The 18623-nt window shown below is 38.0% G+C and carries 18 protein-coding genes, 1 pseudogene and 1 riboswitch; of the genes and pseudogenes, 14 read left to right on the top strand and 5 right to left on the bottom strand.

Translation table 11 applies throughout. From position 1 onward, the window contains the following. Positions 1-91: 91 nt before the first annotated feature. The gene (locus A2U94_RS06205; RefSeq protein ID WP_062686460.1) at positions 92-868 is read right to left on the bottom strand and encodes a 3-hydroxybutyrate dehydrogenase; all 777 of its coding nucleotides are present in this window, start codon (positions 866-868) and stop codon (positions 92-94) included. Between the two features lie 178 nt (positions 869-1046). Between A2U94_RS06205 and A2U94_RS06200 the strand changes: the two genes are divergently transcribed. After that, complete coding sequence (locus tag A2U94_RS06200; protein ID WP_062686459.1) at positions 1047-2264, top strand: MFS transporter; 1218 nt, start codon at positions 1047-1049, stop codon at positions 2262-2264. Between the two features lie 71 nt (positions 2265-2335). Here A2U94_RS06200 and A2U94_RS06195 read toward each other — a convergent pair whose 3' ends face one another. Beyond that, positions 2336-3109 carry a dihydrofolate reductase family protein gene (locus A2U94_RS06195; RefSeq protein WP_062686458.1) on the bottom strand — a complete coding sequence of 258 codons (774 nt, stop codon included), beginning with the start codon at positions 3107-3109 and terminating at the stop codon, positions 2336-2338. Positions 3110-3209: 100 nt separating this feature from the next. Between A2U94_RS06195 and A2U94_RS06190 the strand changes: the two genes are divergently transcribed. From A2U94_RS06190 to A2U94_RS06180, 3 genes are all read left to right on the top strand, one after another. Further along, positions 3210-4142, top strand: coding sequence for a helix-turn-helix transcriptional regulator (locus A2U94_RS06190; protein WP_051567173.1), 933 nt, complete (start codon positions 3210-3212; stop codon positions 4140-4142). A gap of 68 nt (positions 4143-4210) precedes the next feature. Then, complete coding sequence (locus tag A2U94_RS06185; RefSeq protein ID WP_035320991.1) at positions 4211-5206, top strand: LLM class flavin-dependent oxidoreductase; 996 nt, start codon at positions 4211-4213, stop codon at positions 5204-5206. A 59-nt stretch (positions 5207-5265) separates the two neighbouring features. After that, positions 5266-5997: a polyphosphate kinase 2 family protein gene (locus tag A2U94_RS06180; protein ID WP_062686457.1), complete on the top strand. Its 732-nt coding sequence runs from the start codon at positions 5266-5268 to the stop codon at positions 5995-5997. A 35-nt stretch (positions 5998-6032) separates the two neighbouring features. Here A2U94_RS06180 and A2U94_RS06175 read toward each other — a convergent pair whose 3' ends face one another. Both A2U94_RS06175 and A2U94_RS06170 read right to left on the bottom strand, forming a co-directional pair. Beyond that, positions 6033-7652, bottom strand: a complete 1620-nt coding sequence (locus A2U94_RS06175; RefSeq protein WP_025910477.1) for an ABC-F family ATP-binding cassette domain-containing protein — start codon at positions 7650-7652, stop codon at positions 6033-6035. A gap of 279 nt (positions 7653-7931) precedes the next feature. Beyond that, a complete protein-coding gene (locus A2U94_RS06170) occupies positions 7932-8372 on the bottom strand; it encodes a YtoQ family protein (protein ID WP_025910476.1) in 441 nt (146 codons plus the stop codon). Between the two features lie 146 nt (positions 8373-8518). Here A2U94_RS06170 and A2U94_RS06165 point away from each other — a divergent pair, with 146 nt between their 5' ends. The 4 genes from A2U94_RS06165 to A2U94_RS06150 all read left to right on the top strand — a co-directional run bounded on the left by A2U94_RS06165 (position 8519) and on the right by A2U94_RS06150 (position 12235). Further along, positions 8519-9430 carry an ABC transporter ATP-binding protein gene (locus A2U94_RS06165; protein WP_025910475.1) on the top strand — a complete coding sequence of 304 codons (912 nt, stop codon included), beginning with the start codon at positions 8519-8521 and terminating at the stop codon, positions 9428-9430. After that, on the top strand, positions 9423-10184 hold the full coding sequence (locus A2U94_RS06160; RefSeq protein WP_025910473.1) for an ABC transporter permease: 762 nt from the start codon (positions 9423-9425) through the stop codon (positions 10182-10184). The genes A2U94_RS06165 and A2U94_RS06160 overlap by 8 nt, the downstream gene beginning before the upstream one ends. A gap of 113 nt (positions 10185-10297) precedes the next feature. Continuing rightward, positions 10298-10401, top strand: a riboswitch (SAM riboswitch). A gap of 78 nt (positions 10402-10479) precedes the next feature. Next, positions 10480-11790, top strand: coding sequence for a Na+/H+ antiporter NhaC family protein (locus tag A2U94_RS06155; RefSeq protein ID WP_025910472.1), 1311 nt, complete (start codon positions 10480-10482; stop codon positions 11788-11790). Between the two features lie 97 nt (positions 11791-11887). Continuing rightward, positions 11888-12235, top strand: a complete 348-nt coding sequence (locus A2U94_RS06150; protein ID WP_025910471.1) for an avidin-fold protein — start codon at positions 11888-11890, stop codon at positions 12233-12235. 20 nt (positions 12236-12255) lie between these two features. Here the strand turns inward: A2U94_RS06150 and A2U94_RS21060 are convergent, their stop codons facing one another. Then, positions 12256-12399 (bottom strand): hypothetical protein, encoded by a 144-nt coding sequence (locus tag A2U94_RS21060; RefSeq protein WP_153301172.1) that lies wholly within the window; start codon positions 12397-12399, stop codon positions 12256-12258. Between the two features lie 78 nt (positions 12400-12477). On the opposite strand from A2U94_RS21060, the gene A2U94_RS06145 reads away from it, so the two are divergent. The 6 genes and pseudogenes from A2U94_RS06145 (at position 12478) to A2U94_RS06125 (ending at position 18479) form a co-directional block, all read left to right on the top strand. Beyond that, entirely contained in the window at positions 12478-13437 is a 960-nt protein-coding gene (locus A2U94_RS06145; protein WP_025910469.1) for a LacI family DNA-binding transcriptional regulator, read from the top strand. A 70-nt stretch (positions 13438-13507) separates the two neighbouring features. Next, the gene (locus A2U94_RS06140) at positions 13508-13750 is read left to right on the top strand and encodes a transcriptional regulator SplA domain-containing protein (protein WP_025910468.1); all 243 of its coding nucleotides are present in this window, start codon (positions 13508-13510) and stop codon (positions 13748-13750) included. 113 nt (positions 13751-13863) lie between these two features. Beyond that, a complete protein-coding gene (gene splB / locus A2U94_RS06135) occupies positions 13864-14892 on the top strand; it encodes a spore photoproduct lyase (RefSeq protein WP_025910467.1) in 1029 nt (342 codons plus the stop codon). Positions 14893-15009: 117 nt separating this feature from the next. After that, on the top strand, positions 15010-16662 hold the full coding sequence (locus A2U94_RS06130; RefSeq protein WP_025910466.1) for a DUF2339 domain-containing protein: 1653 nt from the start codon (positions 15010-15012) through the stop codon (positions 16660-16662). 225 nt (positions 16663-16887) lie between these two features. Then, positions 16888-17136, top strand: a pseudogene (locus A2U94_RS22220) (murein biosynthesis integral membrane protein MurJ); the annotation flags it as partial. A 218-nt stretch (positions 17137-17354) separates the two neighbouring features. Next, entirely contained in the window at positions 17355-18479 is a 1125-nt protein-coding gene (locus A2U94_RS06125; RefSeq protein ID WP_062954443.1) for an IS4-like element IS4Bsu1 family transposase, read from the top strand. The last annotated feature ends 144 nt before the right edge of the window (positions 18480-18623 follow it).

The raw sequence follows: 18623 nt of genomic DNA, 5'->3' as shown, positions 1-18623 counted from the left end.
AGGAAGTAAGTCGTCTGGATTCTAACAAGAATACTTCACCTTTCTCATAATCTTGAAAACAAGAGGGGGCTAAAAGAGCCCTCTCTTGTTTTCATTGAGCCGTATATCCCCCGTCAATAACGACAGCTTGACCGGTCACGCCTTTTGCTGCATCACTTGCTAGAAAGAGGGCGTAATCGGCAATTTCACTTACATCTAATAAACGTTTCTGAGGGACGAGTGGATAAATTACTTCTTCAAGTACTTTCTCGAGCTCAACGTTTCTCGTACGAGCTAAGTCTTGTAATTGGTTACGGACAAGAGGCGTATCTACGTAGCCAGGGCAAATAGCGTTAACGGTTATTCCATGTTCAGCACCTTCTAGCGCCGCTACTTTTGTTAAGCCGATGACTCCGTGTTTTGCACTGTTATAAGCTGCTTTTCCTGCAAAGCCAATCAAGCCATTTATGGATGCCATATTGATAATGCGACCAAATTTTTGCTGCTTCATAAGAGGAAAGACGTGCTTTGTAGCAACAAAAGGTGCAGTCAGCATAATCTTTAATAAAAGTTCAAATTTTTCAGTTGGAAACTCTTCGAGTGGGGAGACAAACTGCATGCCCGCATTGTTAATTAATACGTCAACTTTTCCGTATTTTGCAGAAGCAGCGTTAATCATCGATTTAATATCATCTTCATTTGTGACGTCTGCTTTTACACCGTAGACGTCATATCCCTTTGAAGAGAGTTCTTGCTCTGCTTTTTTAACACCTTCTTCATTTAAATCAGTCAAGACAACCTTTGCATCATGTTCAGCAAAACGCTCGCCGATTTGAAAGCCAATTCCTTGAGCAGCCCCTGTAATTAATACAACTTTATTTTTAACCATTGTTCATTCCTCCCACACGCTTTATATAAAACGCTTACTTTTCCATTTTATCAAAATAGTAGGTTGATATAAATATAATTGCTTTTCAAAAAAGGAAATTTTCTTTGGTTGAAGAATATAATACAAGTTCATAGAAAGTTTATACAGGAACGAGAAGGTAATAGAAAGAAGGTTTTATATGCAAGCAGCAGTAAAGTTACAAACGAAACAAGAACAAACTATTTATCGTATTTTATTTGCTATCAGCTTAGGTCACTTTTTAAACGACTGCATGCAATCAGTTGTTCCAGCGCTTTTTCCCATTCTAGAGCAATCAATGAATTTAAATTATACGCAAATTGGTTGGATTGCATTTGCGCTGAATATGACATCCTCTATCATGCAGCCGGTATTTGGTATCTTCGCAGATAAGCGGCCACTCCCATTTTTATTACCAATTGCAATGTGTTTAAGTTTAGTCGGCATTATTGGCTTAGCGCTAGCACCTAACTTTTATTTTGTTCTAGCGTCCGTGCTGTTTATTGGATTAGGATCAGCCATTTTTCATCCGGAAGGGTCACGTGTTGCCTATATGGCTGCTGGACAGAAAAGGGGGTTAGCTCAGTCAATCTATCAAGTAGGAGGTAATACGGGGCAGTCGATGGCGCCTTTATTTACTGCTTTTATCTTTATTAGCTTAGGTCAGTTTGGTGCAATGTGGTTTACACTCTTGGCAGCGGTTGGTATTGTAACTCTTTACTATGTATCAACGTGGTACAAGCAAGAGCTGATTGTTCGAAAACAGTTGCAAAAAAAGCGATCAGTAAATGAAATGAAAGTGACAAGCAAATTAGTATTCGCTGTTGCTTTATTAATTTTTTTAGTTTTTGCTCGTTCGTGGTATGGAGCTGGGATTTTGAATTACTTCCAATTTTATTTAATTGAAGCATACGGAGTCACAATAAAACATGCACAAATCTATGTCTTTTTATTTATGATTGCAGGAGTCTTTGGCACTTTTTTTGGGGGACCTTTAGCAGATCGTTTCGGAAAACGAAACGTTTTGTTGGTATCCATGCTTGGGTCAGCACCATTTGCACTTATGCTACCGCACGTGATGCTTGGTGCAGCAGCCCTGTTGTTAGTGCTTATTGGTTTTATTCTTCAATCTAGTTTCAGCGTTACGGTAGTTTACGCTCAAGAATTATTACCTGGAAAAATCGGCCTTGTTTCAGGGCTTATCGTGGGCTTGGCGTTCGGGATGGGAGCGCTGGGAGCCGTTATATTTGGAAAGTTAGCGGATATATATAGCCTAAAATTTATTATGCTGTTTTGTAGTATCCTTCCTCTAATTGGAATTCTAACGTGGTTATTGCCAAGTGACAAGCAAGTAAAAGAGATGAATAACGAATTATAAAAGAGGCTGGGACATAAGTAATTCAGCCAATGATAAACCTGAACGATTGAGAGTTTCTCACTTTTAATCGTTCAGGTTTTTTGGTTGATTGTGAAAACAATGTTGGAAACAGGGTGGAATGGAGCGTAGGACACTCGACTCCTGCGGGAAAGAGAGGGAAAACTGAGATCCCGCAGCGCAGCGAGGAAGCTCAGGTTCCTCCCCGCGGAAAGCGAGTGGCCGTAGCGCAATGGAATGAACGTGTTCAGACAAACCAAAAAGATTGGAACAGCTATTGTTCGTCTCTTAGAAGCAATCATTTTGTTATGTCCCAAACTCTTCTTATCATTCACAAATTTAAGAAAAACAAATCCAGAAGGATAAATTTTTGAATCAATTAACGAAAGTGGCGTGTCAGCTACGTTTCTTTGAAAGAGAGGAATGCCACTTCCTAGCAATATAGGCTTTTGAAAGATCCAATACTCATCAATTAAGTTTTCATTTAAAAACAGTGCATTTAGTGACCCGCCCCCTACAAGAAAGATGTTTTTCCCTTCCAGCTTCTTTAATTCGGTGACTTTGTCGTGAACTTCTGTAGGTGAGATGAACGTTACGTCTTCAGATTTGCCGCCCTTTTTTGTTGTCACTACAAATACTTCCTTTCCCTTATAAGGAAACTCGCCGAACGTTAATACTTGTTCGTACGTGTGGCGACCCATAAATACGGTATCAATGCTTTCATCAAATTCATTATATCCATAATCTTCGTTTGTTTCATTCTCCACTAGCCAATCAATTTTTCCGTTTTCACGCGCAATAAATCCATCAATTGTAGTTGCAATATATAAAATTACTTTTCTTGTCATGCCATGTTCCTCCTTAGCAAATCGCTATTATATTTTACCCGCTTCGTGTATGATAATAACATTTAAATGCGTCAAAAACTGTCATAGATAGGTGAATATTATGAAAACAAAAAAGTTATTTGAACTGATGTTTTATATTAATGCGAAGCGCTATTTTACTGCTAGAGAAGTTGCAGAAGAGTTTGATATGTCTGTGCGTACTGTTCAGCGCTACTTATTGGATTTACAGGAGCTAGGGGTTCCTTTATATGCTGAAAAAGGAAAATATGGCGGCTATCGTGTTTTGAACAATCGCGTATTGCCTCCTTTATTCTTTTCTGAGGAAGAAGGAAAAATGATGTATTTTTTACTTGAAATGATCACTCATTATCCTACAATCCCGTTTCAAGTAGATACTCAGAGGGTAAAAACAAAGTTTTATACTCATTTACCTGCAGATGTAAGAAATCAGTTAGAACAGATAAAAGATTTTGTTGTATTTTTAACGCCAAATCGTTCAGAGGAAGCCCCCCTTTTAAAAGACTTATTGCTATCAGCAATGAAGCATAAAAAAGTAGTGATTCAGTATGAAAGTAAAACAGGGATAAAGGGGCATATTGTTAAACCAATTGGTATTTATGCGCATGAAGGTCTATGGTACTTTCCGGCATATAGCTATAAAAAAGAAAAAATCCTGCTTTTTCGTGCAGATAGGGTAAAAAAAATAGAGAACTTAGGTGAAGATTTTACGGAATCGCTAACGTTAAAGAAATGGTTAGCTCAAGACTATGTTCCCACAAAGGCTCTATTGTTGCATATTGAAATAACAAAAGAAGGCGTGCGGTTAGCAAGTGCAAATCCTAGCTTAGGACCTCATATAACCATAAATAACGATGGAACGGGAACAATAAAATCAGTAATTGGTCGAGATGACCTTGATTTTACGGCAAATATATTGCTGAATTTAGGACGTTATGCAGAAGTAATTGAACCAAAAGAATTACGGGAGTCATTAAAAAAGAAAGCAACTGAAATTGTAAATATGTATACATAAATGACTAAGCAAAATAACGGACGAGCAAGCCTCTTTCTTTTAAAATAAAAGCAAAGGAAGTGATATCAATTATAATTTTAAGCGTATTAGATCAGTCTCCAATATCAAGCGGCCAAACAGCAAAAGATGCGCTTGCTCAGACGGTACAGCTAGCAAAGTGGACAGAAAGACTAGGATATCATCGCTTTTGGGTAGCTGAACATCATAATACAAATGGGTTAGCAGGCTCTTCGCCACTTTTATTAATGACTCATTTGGCATCTCAAACAAGTTCGATTCGAATTGGCTCTGGAGGCGTGCTTCTCCCTCAATACAGCCCATATAAAGTGGCTGAAGACGTACAGTTATTAGAGAATTTGTTTCCAGGGCGAATTGATTTGGGATTAGGTCGATCTCCAGGAGGCGATGCACTAACGAGGTTAGCATTAACAGACGGAGTACGAAAAAGTCTGAATGAATTTCCACGTCAAATTCAAGCGCTACAGGGACATTTGCTGCAAAACCTTCCTGAAAATCACCCTTATTACGGGGTAACAGCTTATCCCAAAAGTGATACTAAGCCTGAGATGTGGCAGCTAGGCATTAACAAACGAGGTGCGCGAGCAGCTGGGGAACTTGGCGTTTCCTTTACGTTTGGTCACTTTATTTCTCCTATTGGAGGAAAAGAAGCCCTGAAACACTATCGACAAGAATACGTTCCATCAGACTATCAGCAAGTGCCTCACACGAACGTTTGCGTATTTGTGGTGTGTGCTGATACAGACGAAGAAGCGGAGCAACATGCCAAAACGCTTGATGATTGGTTGCTCAAAGTAGAAAAAGGAAAAGATACAAAGGTTTCTTCTATTAATGAAGTCAACCAGCGCGTGTATTCTGAATATGAGAAACAAAAAATAAAGAAAAATAGGAGTCGAATGATTGTAGGATCTACAGAAACTGTTCATGCTAAATTGTTACGCTTACAAAATGAATATAATAACGATGAATTCTTAATCATTACTAACATTCACGATTTCCAGGCGAAGCTACATTCTTATGAGCTCATTAGCAAGATGTTTCAATAACATAATTACAGCCTAGAACGTTCATACTATACTACTGACTAGTAGGTAGGAGTGATTATATGAATTTAGAAGATATTGATCTGTCTAAAAAGATTTCATCTAAAAAAGAATATAAAAAAAAGCTAAAATCTTTGCAGCTACGCTTATTGCAGTTAGAACACATTATCTATATGGAAAAGGTACCTATTATATTTGCGTTTGAAGGGTGGGATGCGGCAGGGAAAGGGGGAGCTATTAAGCGTATTACACAAAAGTTGGACCCCCGAGGCTTTCACGTGTATCCGATTAGTGCACCAACTGATGATGAACGTAGGTATCACTATCTTCATCGCTTTTGGACAAGATTGCCGCACGCGGGGCAAATAGCTTTATTTGATCGTTCTTGGTATGGACGCGTACTCGTCGAGCGGGTTGAAAATTTAATTTCAACAAGTGAGTGGGGAAGGGCGTACGAAGAGATTAATCAGTTTGAGCGTACGTTAACGGATAACGGCTATATTGTAGCAAAGTTTTGGTTCCACATTAGTAAGGATGAGCAGCTCAAGCGCTTTAAAGAAAGGGAAGCGGATCCTTTTAAACGCTGGAAGTTAACAGAAGAAGATTGGCGTAATCGAAAAAAGTGGGACGAGTATGAAGAAGCGGTAGAGCATATGTTTAAATATACGAATACGAATCAAGCTCCGTGGTTTGTTATTGCAGGTAACGATAAGCAATATGCGCGAGTCAAAACCTTAAGCGTGATGATTTCTTACTTTGAACAAAAATTGATGGAGCGTGGAATTCAAGTATAGTAAAAAGGTGACGAATATTCGTCACCTTTTTATGATTAAGCGTACATACCTTTAACTTGTTTTTGTAAGTCTGTGTTTGTTAGGTATTCATCATATGTTGTTTGCTTATCAACCACTCCGTTTGGCGTGATTTCAATAATGCGATTCGCAATTGTTTCAACGAACTGATGGTCATGAGATGTGAAAATCATTGCACCTTTATAGCTCATTAATCCGTTATTTAATGCCGTAATCGATTCTAAGTCTAAGTGGTTGGTAGGATCGTCTAAAAGAAGAACGTTTGAACCACTTAGCATCATTTTAGAAAGCATACAGCGAACCTTTTCGCCTCCAGATAATACATTGGCTTTCTTTAGTACTTCTTCACCAGAGAATAACATTCTTCCTAGGAATCCACGAAGGAAGCTTTCGCTTTCATCTTGTGGTGAGTATTGGCGTAACCACTCAACTAAGTTTAAGTCGCTATTCTCAAAGTACTCAGAGTTATCTTTCGGGAAGAACGATTGAGATGTTGTTACACCCCATTTAAATGTACCGCTATCTGCTTCCATTTCACCCATTAGAATCTTCATAAGCGTTGAGTTTGCAATTTCGTTACGGCCAACTAACGCAATTTTATCTTCTCGATTCATTGTAAAACTTACGTTATCTAGTACCTTAACACCATCAATGATTTTTGTTAAACCTTCAACTCGCAGTACGTCGTTTCCAATTTCACGCTCTGGCGTAAAGTTTACGTATGGGTAACGACGAGAAGATGGACGGATATCATCTAACGTAATTTTATCAAGTAATTTTTTGCGAGATGTTGCCTGCTTTGATTTTGATGCATTGGCGCTAAAACGAGCGACAAACGCCTGAAGTTCTTTAATTTTTTCTTCTTTTTTCTTATTAGCATCAGATGCCATTTTTTGAGCAAGCTGGCTAGATTCATACCAGAAGTCGTAGTTACCAACGTAAACTTGAATTTTACCAAAATCTAAATCCGCAATGTGCGTACACACTTTGTTCAAGAAGTGACGGTCATGGGATACAACGATTACTGTGTTTTCAAAGTTAATTAAAAACTCTTCTAACCACTGAATTGCCTGAATATCTAAGTTATTGGTCGGCTCATCTAGTAGTAAAACGTCAGGTTTGCCAAATAAAGCTTGAGCAAGTAATACTTTTACTTTTTCACTACCTGTCAGCTCAGCCATTTTTTTATCGTGAAGATCTTCAGAAACGCCTAAACCTTTTAAAAGAATCGCTGCTTCAGATTCAGCTTCCCAACCGTTAAGTTCAGCAAATTCACCTTCAAGCTCAGCTGCTTTCATTCCATCTTCATCAGTGAAGTCAGCTTTCATATAAATAGCATCCTTCTCTTGCATCACTTCATATAAGCGAGCGTGACCCATAATAACGGTTTTTAATACTTCATATTCTTCGTATTCGAAATGGTTTTGTTTTAAGAACGCTAGGCGTTCGCCAGGTCCCATATGTACATCACCAGTTTGTGACTCAAGTTCACCAGATAAGATTTTCAAAAATGTTGACTTTCCAGCACCGTTCGCTCCAATCAATCCGTAGCAGTTACCAGGCGTAAACTTAATGTTTACATCTTCAAATAACTTACGGTCTGCAAAACGTAGGCTTACATTACTAACTGTAATCATGTATGAGCAATCCTCCAAATTCAATATCTATCAAATTATATCATTCTTTCTTTACAAGAGCGATATCAATAGCAATAAATTGAACATAAAGTGTACATGAACCAAGGAATAACGTCAAGGAGGCTCAGCTTTTACTCTATTTCTGGCAGGAGCCGAATGTCTTACGCTCCATTCCACAAGTTTTTTAACTTGTTTTGGGAACGAACAAAAAATATCCGAACGATTGCAGGTTAGCGATCGTTCGGATATCTCATTAACTAAAATACTTATGAATCAGCCTTATTCAAAGATATAAGCCAGTGCACGAATTGCTTGGTCTGGTGTTTCAACGACAACTTGTGCTTTGTTTGAAAGCTCTTTTAAAGGATGGTGCAGTTTTTCTGGACGTACAAGGATAAGGGGCTTGTTAAATGCAACGGCTGTAGCCGCGTCCATTGCGCTATTCCACTGTTTGTATTTTTCACCGAAAAGCGCAATGACTACGTCGGATTTCTTAAGCAGTACTTCTGTGCGCAAGTTGTTAAAAGCTGAAGCGGCTTCATCTTTTAAAATAGCTGAGTCTTGTTTACCTAAAATGACTTCGCCGATATTATCCGAGCGATCATGGTCCGTCATCGGTCCTACAAACGTAATTGGAAGCTTTAAGTCCTCCGCTTGCTTTTTGATATCGTCTCTCCAATTATCATGAATTTGTCCTGCTAAATAAACGACTAATTCCATAACGGCATCCCCTTTATAAAAAAATATATATACGTATAGCTTACCAAAAAAATGAAAAATAAACGAATGGTTTGTTTTAATCTAGACAAATACCTCAAAACAAGGAAAAATAAAAGAAGGATTACATAGAAGAGAGGATGAACATTATGTCAGAGAGAGAGGTACTACAGGTTCATAACGTCACGAAAAAGATTGGCAATAAAATTATTTTGGATAACGTATCATTGTCTGTGCGAAAAGGAGAAATCTTTGGGTTACTAGGTCCAAACGGTTCGGGTAAAACTACGCTTATTCGAGCAGTTGTAGGTTTAGTAAGTTCAACAGGAGACGTTACCATTAACAATCATGACCAGCGCAAACAATTTAATGAAGCTGTCAAATCAATTGGTGCAATCATTGAAAACCCGGAGTTTTATGGATATTTGACAGGTTATCAAAATTTAAAGCATTTTGCACGAATGCACGGTGTGTCTGCAAATCGAATCGATGAAGTGGTCGAGCTAACAAGGTTAGAAAAAAGCATTCACCAACCGGTAAAGACTTATTCACTCGGAATGCGTCAGCGCCTCGGAGTTGCACAAGCTATTCTACATAAACCGTCACTACTGCTACTAGATGAGCCTACTAACGGCTTGGATCCAGCAGGAATGATTGAATTTAAAACATATTTAAAACGGTTGTGCAAAGAAGAAGGAATTTCAATTCTTATTGCTAGCCATTTGTTGAAAGAAGTGGAAGCCTTGTGTGATCGCGTAGGGATTATTCAAGACGGCAGACTGCTATCTGTTCAAGAATTAGCTAAGCGTAATACAGAAGAGAACCTAACGATTGTATTTGCAGTTGATGCTGTAGAAAAAGCGGAAAATCTGCTATCAAATCAAGGCTACACTTGTGCAATAAAAGAAAAGCAGCTTTCTGTACAAGCTCAACCGAAAGAGGCTGCTGCTATTAATAAACTTCTAGTGGAAGAAGGCATTGAAGTATACCAAATTACTCCAATTTATGAATCGCTAGAACAATCGTTTATGTCTGTTACGGGAGGAGATTTCAATGCTTAATTTAATACAAAATGAACATATGAAGTGGTTTATGAAAAAAAGCACGAAAGTCGTATTTCTGGCAATTGCTGTCTTAACGCTTGGAATGGCTCTTATAATGAGAGCTATTACAACAAATGCTGGAATTACAGAAACGTTGCCAGGCTTTGTTGCTTTCACTTCAAACTTTTTAATTATTGTCCAATTTTTTGCTGTAGCCGCTGCTGGATCGATTGTTGCATCTGAATTTGAAAAAGGAACGATTAAACTTCTATTAATTCGTCCTAAGAGTCGCTCAACTATTCTTTTATCCAAATACCTGACTAGCATTTTTATTAGCTTGTACTATTTGGCTGCCTTCTTTTTATTTTCAATCATTTGGGGGATTATTTTCTTTTCAGGAGGAGCTTTTAATGGTCAAGAAGGACAAGGTATCTGGATTGCATATGGTGTTTCATATCTTGAAACCTTTATGATGGTTGCTTTTGCGTTTATGCTATCGTCGGTATTCAGAAATAGTGCATTAGCAGTTGGTCTTGGCATTGTTGTTGGAGTAGGAGCAAAAATGCTTGCTGGAATTTTATCTGAGTTTCAAGTACAGTGGGGAATTATTTTACTGTTTGCTAACACCAACCTTAGTCAATATATGGATGGAAATCAAACGTATTTCCCTGGGATGACCCTACCGTTTTCTCTATTTATTATTATAGCTCATCTACTCTTCTTTGTTGGAACGGCTTGGCTGTTTTTCTTAAAGCGAGACGTAGCGAATTGATATTTGAATTTTCTTTCTTTTTGTTTTTCTACAATAGTGTTTGACAAGGAAAGTAAAAGATATTAAAGTAGTTAAGAGTTAATTTTGAATAATAAATTTAAAAAATATTATACTTCTTATCAAGAGAGACGGAGGGACTGGCCCGATGATGTCTCGGCAACTGACTCACAGAGTGCGGTGCCAAATCCAGCAAACAATTTTGTTTGAAAGATGAGAAGAGCGTATTCTTATAAAGAATTATAAGAGGGCCTCTTCTTGATGAAGAGGTCTTTTATTTATGCAAAGAGGTGTAAACATGGGAAAACAAAAAGAAAACGGTTGGGCACTGCTGCCGCTAGGAGTATTTCTAGCTTTGTTTGTAGGCTCGGGGATTATTACAGTTGATTTTTATAAGCTTCCTGTACTTGTAGCAATTATCGTAGCGGCTATCGTTGCCTTAGCGATGAACCGGAAAGAAACGCTAAATGCGAAGGTTGAGCGTTTTGCTAAAGGCGCAGGTCATCCGGACTTGATGATTATGGTCTTTATCTTTATTCTGGCGGGCGCTTTTTCAGAAGTAGCAAGCGGCATGGGAGCGGTTGATTCAACGGTTAACCTTGCTTTATCTGTTTTGCCACAAAGCTTGCTTGTTGTTGGATTATTCTTTATCGGTGCTTTTATCTCACTTGCGATGGGTACTTCTACTGGTACCATTGCGGCTCTAGCACCAATTGCAGTTGGAGTAAGTGCTGAAACGGATATTTCTGCAGCACTAGCCGTAGCAGCCGTTATCGGCGGTGCAATGTTTGGAGATAATTTATCCATTATTTCTGATACAACAATTGCTGCGGTTCGTACGCAAAAAACAAAAATGAATGATAAATTTAAAGTGAATTTTCTAATTGTATTACCAGCAGCAATTATTACAATGGTTCTTTTATTAGTAATGACGCTTGGAAATAATTCTAATGTAGATGTTGAAAGTTTTAGCTTTGTAAAAATGCTTCCTTATATAGGAGTGCTGGTTGCAGCATTGCTTGGATTAAATGTGTTAGCAATTTTAACAGGGGGTATTGTTGTAGCTGGAATTATTGGATTGGCAGACGGAAGCTATACGCTAGCAACCTTTGCAAAAGCTATTACAACAGGAATTGGCGGTATGGCTGAACTCATTATTCTCAGCATCTTAATTGGTGGAGTCGTTGAACTTATTAAGTATAATGGAGGGATCCATTTCTTGCTTGGGCTATTAACACGTAATATTAAAACAAGAAAAGGCGCAGAGTTTAGTATTGCTGGATTAGTAAGCGCGACAAATCTTTCGACAGCTAATAACACAATTTCAATTATTACGGTCGGGTCTTTAGCAAAAGAGATTGCAGATGAATACGAAATCGATAACCGTAAGTCAGCAAGTATACTTGACTTATTTTCATGTAGCGTGCAGGGACTTGTTCCATATGGAGCGCAAATGCTAATTGCATCAGAATTTGCAAAAGTATCCTCAGTTGAACTAATGCCATTCGCATTTTATCCAATCTTAACAGCGATATTTGGAATTTTAGCGATTGTCTTTAATTATCCAAAGCTTACTCATAAACAACCTGCTAAAAAACAAATAGCTTAATTTCATCATTTCATTAGATGACATCAACCGGAAAGAAGGGTTGATGTCATCTTTTTTTAGAGTTAAAATGTTAGAATATTGAAAAAGATGTGAAAGGATGATTTGTTTTAGGAATCGAGTGTTTCGCTCTGTACAGAATACGGATAACGGTGAAGTATCTTCTCATACGACCTTTCGCTATGAGCAAGAAGGCAGAATTATTCACGCAACGTATGAAGGTGGAAACGTTTTATACGGGACGTTAGTTGGGACTATAGACGAAAAGAGCTGTCTTACATTCCGCTATCAGCATGTTAACATAGCTTATGAAATTCGCGGAGGCACATGCTTTTCTACACCGGAGGTTTTGCCAGACGGAAGGATTCGCCTACATGAAGAGTGGCAATGGTTAGATATAGATCAGACAAAAGGTCGATCAATCACTGAAGAGGTTGTACATAAATAATTAGAAAAAGCGATAGGTTTCTATCGCTTTTTTGAATCGTAAAAATCATAAAAATCTTCGAATTCAACCTCCTTCCATAAATCTGGTTTTTGCTTTAAAGCTACCATAGCTAGTAAAAGTTCAACTCCGCATAAAACAAATAAAATAACCAATCCAAGCATCATTTATGACCACCTTTCGTTATAATAAAAACAGCATAAATGATGAAACGCGTTTCAGAACAAGAGCAAAAGGAGAGAAAAATGGTAAATATTCGAGATATTGCAAAGAAAGCTGGGGTATCCGTTTCTACCGTATCGCGAGTTTTGAACAATCACCCTTATGTAAGCGAAGAGAAGCGAGAGCGTGTACAAGCAGTCGTGGATGAGCTCAACTATGAGCAAAATAGCAATGCGGTTACTTTATCAAAAGGAAAGACTAATCGGATTGCAGTTGTTCTTCCATTTATTAATCACCCATACTTTAGCGTCATACTTGAAGGGGTTTCAAAGCAAGCACTTAGCGCTCACTGTCAGCTTGTATTGTGCCAAACAGCTTACGATGTAAAGAAGGAAATTGAAGCACTTCATATGTTGAAAACCAAGCAGGTAGATGGTGTCATCATTTGCTCTAGAGCAAATGATTGGAGTGTTCTTAGCGAGTATCAATCGTATGGCCCTGTTGTTGTATGCGAAGACGGAACAGCTAAAAAGGTGTCGTCCGTGTACGTTAATCATTACGCAGCTTTTGAAAAAGCCCTATCTTACCTGCATGAGCACGGACATCAGAAAATTGGTTACTGCGTAGGCAGGATGAGTGGTACAAACAGTGAACAGCGAGCTAATGCTTACGGTGATTTTATGAAGAGGTTGCAAGAACCGATACGAGAAGAGTGGGTATTCACAGATTGCTTATACATAACAGATGGAGATATGATTGTAGATCGTTTGCTTGCAATGGACGACCGGCCAACAGGATTGCTTGTTACCAATGATCAGCTTGCAGTAGGAGTTATAACTCGCTGTAAGAAAGAAGGTTTATCAGTGCCCAAAGACATTGCGATTATTGGGTTTGATAATCATCCGTTAACAGCTTATTTAGATATTACTACTATTCAGCTACCACTTTTTGAAATGGGGGAGCATTTATTTAAACTTGTGCTTGATAAAAGTCTTCAATACATTGAACTTCCTTTTCAGCTTATTGAACGTCAGACAGTGTAAAAAAGCACCATTATAAAGTCACTATGTGCGGACACTATAGAAATAAAGCTGAAATAGAGAAGGTGACATAATGAAAAAAGAATATCATGTTGGGGACCAAGTTTTTGTGATCTATCGAAACCCTCATACGGCAAACGTAGCCAATATTACGCAGGGAGAAGTAGTTCAGCATCCTGAAAATAACAGCGACGTTGCGCTGCTTTTACATGAGTCGTATCACTTATTATCAGATGATGATGCGATATACACAAGCTATGAAGAAGCAGAACGAGCATATAACGAACTATTTGATTACGGACCGTACGAAGGCTAAAAAAGGGCGCTGTTTAAACAGCGTCTTTTTTAGCCTACATTTAACAAGCATATGCCATTCCTTTTTTCGAACACTAAATGTCATGAAGTGAAAAGTAAAGGGAAGTGATGAATGTGATAAAACCGTTTGTACCGCAATTAGTATATATTGAGCCACGTGCTTTAGAATATCCGCTAGGCGTAGAGCTAAAAGATAAATTTGAAAAAATGGGCATTGAAATTCGCGAAACAACGTCTCATAACCAGGTTCGAAATATTCCTGGAGACAATCACCTGCAAAAGTATCGCAATGCAAAATCAACGCTTGTTGTGGGTGTGCGTAAAACGCTAAATTTTGATACGTCCAAGCCTTCGGCAGAATACGCAATTCCTTTTGCAACAGGGTGTATGGGACACTGTCACTATTGTTATTTACAAACGACGATGGGAAGTAAGCCGTACATCAGAACGTATGTAAATGTAGAAGAAATTCTAGATAGAGCTGAGCAATACATGAAAGAACGAGCACCACAAATTACGCGTTTTGAGGCTGCGTGTACGTCTGACATTGTAGGTATTGATCACTTAACTCATACGCTCAAGCATGCCATTGAATATTTTGGAGAAAGCGATTTAGGACAACTTCGCTTTGTGACAAAGTTTCATCATGTAGATCACCTTCTTGATGCTAAACATAACGGTAAAACGCGCTTTCGTTTCAGCGTGAATGCTGATTATGTTATTAAATATTTTGAACCTGGAACGTCACCGTTAGATTACCGAATTGAAGCAGCGAACAAAGTGGCAAAAGCGGGGTATCCTCTGGGGTTTATCGTAGCACCTATCTATATCCATGAGGGATGGAGAGATGGGTATCGCAAGCTATTTGAAAAGCTGGATGCTTCCATCCCACAGGAATCGCGTGATGATATTACATTTGAAATGATTCAGCATCGATTTACAAAACCAGCCAAACGTGTCATTGAAAAGAACTATCCAAAGTCTAAGCTACAAATGAATGAAGAAGAGCGTCGCTATAAGTGGGGACGCTATGGGATTGGAAAGTATGTGTATACAAAGGACGAAGAGCATGAGCTGCGTGAAACGCTTGAATACTATATTGGTCAATTCTTTCCAAATGCAAAAATTGAATACTTTACATGAGCAGAAAGTGCAGGCATTTTTAGCCTGCACTTTTTATTGTTAAATTGAAAAGAGATATCCTAAAAAACACTAAAATGATATAATTTGGTAATTGATAAAGCTATAGGGAGAGATGTTATGGATCATAAAAGAATAGAGAACCTAGAAAAAAAGATTACGGTATTAGAGGAGGAAGTAAAGGAGTTAAAGCAACTACTTACTAATCAATATGGGAGCAAAACAGAATTTACAGTGCAGGCAAAGAAACCTTCAAATCATGAAGAAGCGGTTTCTCATCAGCCGATGAAGCCAACTGAAGTTTATGAACAACAAGTGAAAAAATCAACGAATTGGGAAGAACAGCTTTTTCAAATATGGTTGCCCCGCATTTTTATTTTTGTTTTTATAATTGGTGTTCTTTGGGGATTTAAAGCTGCTTCTGACTACGGGGTAATGAGTGAAGGTGTCAAGGTTACGCTAGGATATATTGTAAGCGCCGCATTTGTAGGTGTTGGCCATTTGCAAATTGTAAAAAAACGCTCTGTATTAGGGCAAGTGCTCCTTGGTGGGTCCGTTCCAATCCTAATGCTAACAACGTTTGCAGCGCATAGTTTATATGGAATGATTGGGCCTTCGTTTGCATTTATGTTAAACGCGCTGTGGGTTGTAGCAGGGCTTGGCATGACTGTTTATTATCGTTCACAAGCGCTTGGGATCATTAGCATAATTGGCGGGGTGCTTGTACCGTTCTTAATAGAAAGTAACTCACCCAATCAACTTGTGTTTATTAGCTACGAAACGCTCTTATACCTCGCTTTTGCGTTCATTGCGTGGAGATTGAATTATCATGTGTTATATGGGTTAGCGGCAATACTCTTGAATGTAGTGTTGTTAGTATATGGTTGGTTTGTAGAGTTTACATCCCTTCTAGGAGCAGCTCTTCTTATTCAACATGTCTGTTTACTTTTACTGTCAGCCGTTCGCAAGGGGAATGAGTTTATTTATGCCTCAACTACTTTGGCAAGCTTATTTATCGTTTATGGCTGGATAAGTAGTACGATGGAAAAAACAACTGTTACCATTATAATTGCTGTACTTATTGTAGTATATGCCCTATGTATTAAGGTATATAAAACAGAAAAGGTGAAATTTGACTTTTTTATGAGCTATTTAGTCATTGGCATTGCGTTTTTGATTAATCAGCTTCTTAATAAAGAAGATGCACTGTTGCTTTATATTATTCAAGGAGCTGTTACTTGTTATTTAGCACATAAATATAACAATCCAATTCAGAAATTTGTGGGATATGCAATTTACACAATCAGCGCAGTTGCTGTTATGGCGATACCAATTGAGGCGGTATTTTCACAACCGACATTAAATTGGCTTGGTTTTTTAGGCACAATGCTTTTTTTAGTGTTTATTCAAAATAATTCAATGAAAAAATCAACCTTGTTTGTAGCAAGTACCAGTATTTTATTTACCATTTTAACCTTAAGTTTTGTCACGCAGGAAGTTCAACTTTTCACAGAAGCGTTATCGACCAATACTCAAACATTAGCTCTGACATTTTCGTGGATTTTACTAGCTATCATTGGTTTATCTATTGGTATAGTAAAATTATTCAAAGCGGGTACTTATATTGGAATTAGCTTATTGTTTCTTACTTTAATTAAGCTTGTTCTTTATGATTTACCGTTCATTCCTTTAGCCATCCGAGCTGTTTTATTCATTGCGTTAGGTGGAATTGGTCTTATCGTATCCAGAATTTTGCATAAAAAAATGACTTAACTTTATATTTGATATATACCCTTAGATTCTATTTTAATTTTATGTCATACTGTAATTATAAGGAAAAAAAGAGGTGCGTGTAGGTATGTTAACTACAATTATAGTAACATTTTCAACTTTATCGTTAGCTTGGATTGTTGGACGAAAAGAAAAGATAGAACAATGACTTGTAAAAGGAGCATCTCATATCTCGTTAAGATATGAGATGCTCCTTTTGGTGTAACGGTAGCAACCATGATCTATCCTAGTATTGTGAAAGCCTTTCATGACAGGGATATTGCATTATTCAAGAAAAGCATGGAGAAAGGGCTAGTATATATGTTTCTTCTGTTAGCTCCAGCAATAGTAGGTATATGTTATTTAATTTCTGAGCTTGTAAAAGTCATCTATACAAATTTTAGCGATTCTGACGCAGCCTTAACCTCTACCTTTGCTATTTTCTGTTTTATAAACTTGTTAATAGAGTTAATCTAAAGTAGATAGTAGTACATTATATAAAGATTTCACTTTCAGCTATAGTAATGCTCACTTGCTTAATTTATCTATATAATTAAATTCACTAGTGTCGCATTAAAATAATTCAACGCTTTATAAAAATCTGAATTTTCAGTAATTTATCTTTGCATAAAAAAAGCCTTTATAATGGTTGGGCGGTAATAAACCATCCAAATCCAAAATAAAGGACAATAAGCATGGATAAGTTTACACGAAAAACATCATTTGAACAATGGTTTTCACCGATTTTCTCCACAAAACTCGAGGAATTGGTTGAAAGCTATCAATTAAATTCCTATACAAAGAAGCTACACATTGCGTCATTCTTGAAATTGTTCGTATTCGCTCAGCTCAATGAAACCGAGAGTCTGCGTGCAGTCAGTGAGACATTATTTTCTGACGACCTTCAAAAAGCGACGCATTTAGAAGCGATTAGCTTTTCGCAGCTCGGACGCCGATTAAATCAAGTACCGACTGAAGTGTTCCAACAGGTATTTTTGGATTTAGTTGCCCAAATTCACGAGAAATCACATTATGAGCAGCGCCGAGAAACGACAACACCACTGAAAATTATCGACTCGAGTATGTTGCCATTGAACTTGAAAAACCATAAGTGGGCTGAATTCCGTAAAACAAAGTCGGGCATCAAGCTTCATTTACGTCTTGTTTACGCAGAAAAAGGCTGTTCCTATCCAGATAAAGCGGTGCTGACAAACGCGAAAGAACATGATCGTGGTCAGCTGGAAGTACTCGTTGACGACAAAGAATGCATGTACGTCTTTGACCGGGGTTACTTGGATTATGAACGATTTGACCGCATGACAGACGATGGGTATTTCTTTGTGTCACGCTTACGAAAAAACGCTGTCATTCGTGTAATCGAGCCATTTAAACTGCCTGAAGACTCGCTTGTGTTTTCAGATGAAATGGTTTTGATTGGTACACCACAAAACCGTGCAGAAAACGCTTTTCGCCTCATCAAAGTGCTCGATTCAAAAGGAAACGAACTGCATCTGATCACGAATCGATTTGATTTAAGCGCTGACGAAATCGCTGAGTTATATAAGTCGCGCTGGGCAATCGAGCTATTTTTTAAATGGCTGAAGCAGCACTTGACTATTAAAAAGTTCTACGCACAAAGCGAACAAGGCGTGCATAATCAGGTGTACATCGCGATGATTGTCTATTGCCTGCATGTACTGGCACAACTGAACACGAATAGTTCGAGAACGTACTTACAAATTAGTCGTTTACTGAAGGCAGCTCCATGGAAATCCGCTCACTTATGGCTACGAAAAATCGCAGGAAAAGCGGTCCCATAAAGGGTTTCCCGCCTCTGTCACACTCGTCAACAGTTATAGTAAAAAAATGGATGTTTACTACCTCTGTTCAAGAGTATTCGTTTTTCTTTATAAAAGGAAAAATAAGAAAACAGAAAATTCGGTTAAAATTTATGCGACGCTAGT

Source organism: Bacillus sp. VT 712 (genome assembly GCF_001614195.1).
In the GTDB taxonomy this organism is placed as follows: Bacteria; Bacillota; Bacilli; order Bacillales; family Bacillaceae_H; genus Priestia; species Priestia flexa.
The sequence above is the reverse complement of the archived record's forward strand: the minus strand, read 5'-3'. Positions and strand labels throughout refer to the sequence as shown.

What these genes read in the sequence shown, in the direction of transcription:
- A2U94_RS06205 (WP_062686460.1), bottom strand. Translation starts at nt 868, where the DNA reads ATGGTTAAAAATAAAGTTGTATTAATTACAGGGGCTGCTCAAGGAATT.
- A2U94_RS06200 (WP_062686459.1), top strand. Translation starts at nt 1,047, where the DNA reads ATGCAAGCAGCAGTAAAGTTACAAACGAAACAAGAACAAACTATTTAT.
- A2U94_RS06195 (WP_062686458.1), bottom strand. Translation starts at nt 3,109, where the DNA reads ATGACAAGAAAAGTAATTTTATATATTGCAACTACAATTGATGGATTT.
- A2U94_RS06190 (WP_051567173.1), top strand. Translation starts at nt 3,210, where the DNA reads ATGAAAACAAAAAAGTTATTTGAACTGATGTTTTATATTAATGCGAAG.
- A2U94_RS06180 (WP_062686457.1), top strand. Translation starts at nt 5,266, where the DNA reads ATGAATTTAGAAGATATTGATCTGTCTAAAAAGATTTCATCTAAAAAA.
- A2U94_RS06175 (WP_025910477.1), bottom strand. Translation starts at nt 7,652, where the DNA reads ATGATTACAGTTAGTAATGTAAGCCTACGTTTTGCAGACCGTAAGTTA.
- A2U94_RS06170 (WP_025910476.1), bottom strand. Translation starts at nt 8,372, where the DNA reads ATGGAATTAGTCGTTTATTTAGCAGGACAAATTCATGATAATTGGAGA.
- A2U94_RS06165 (WP_025910475.1), top strand. Translation starts at nt 8,519, where the DNA reads ATGTCAGAGAGAGAGGTACTACAGGTTCATAACGTCACGAAAAAGATT.
- A2U94_RS06160 (WP_025910473.1), top strand. Translation starts at nt 9,423, where the DNA reads ATGCTTAATTTAATACAAAATGAACATATGAAGTGGTTTATGAAAAAA.
- A2U94_RS06155 (WP_025910472.1), top strand. Translation starts at nt 10,480, where the DNA reads ATGGGAAAACAAAAAGAAAACGGTTGGGCACTGCTGCCGCTAGGAGTA.
- A2U94_RS06150 (WP_025910471.1), top strand. Translation starts at nt 11,888, where the DNA reads ATGATTTGTTTTAGGAATCGAGTGTTTCGCTCTGTACAGAATACGGAT.
- A2U94_RS21060 (WP_153301172.1), bottom strand. Translation starts at nt 12,399, where the DNA reads ATGATGCTTGGATTGGTTATTTTATTTGTTTTATGCGGAGTTGAACTT.
- A2U94_RS06145 (WP_025910469.1), top strand. Translation starts at nt 12,478, where the DNA reads ATGGTAAATATTCGAGATATTGCAAAGAAAGCTGGGGTATCCGTTTCT.
- A2U94_RS06140 (WP_025910468.1), top strand. Translation starts at nt 13,508, where the DNA reads ATGAAAAAAGAATATCATGTTGGGGACCAAGTTTTTGTGATCTATCGA.
- A2U94_RS06130 (WP_025910466.1), top strand. Translation starts at nt 15,010, where the DNA reads ATGGATCATAAAAGAATAGAGAACCTAGAAAAAAAGATTACGGTATTA.
- A2U94_RS06125 (WP_062954443.1), top strand. Translation starts at nt 17,355, where the DNA reads ATGGATAAGTTTACACGAAAAACATCATTTGAACAATGGTTTTCACCG.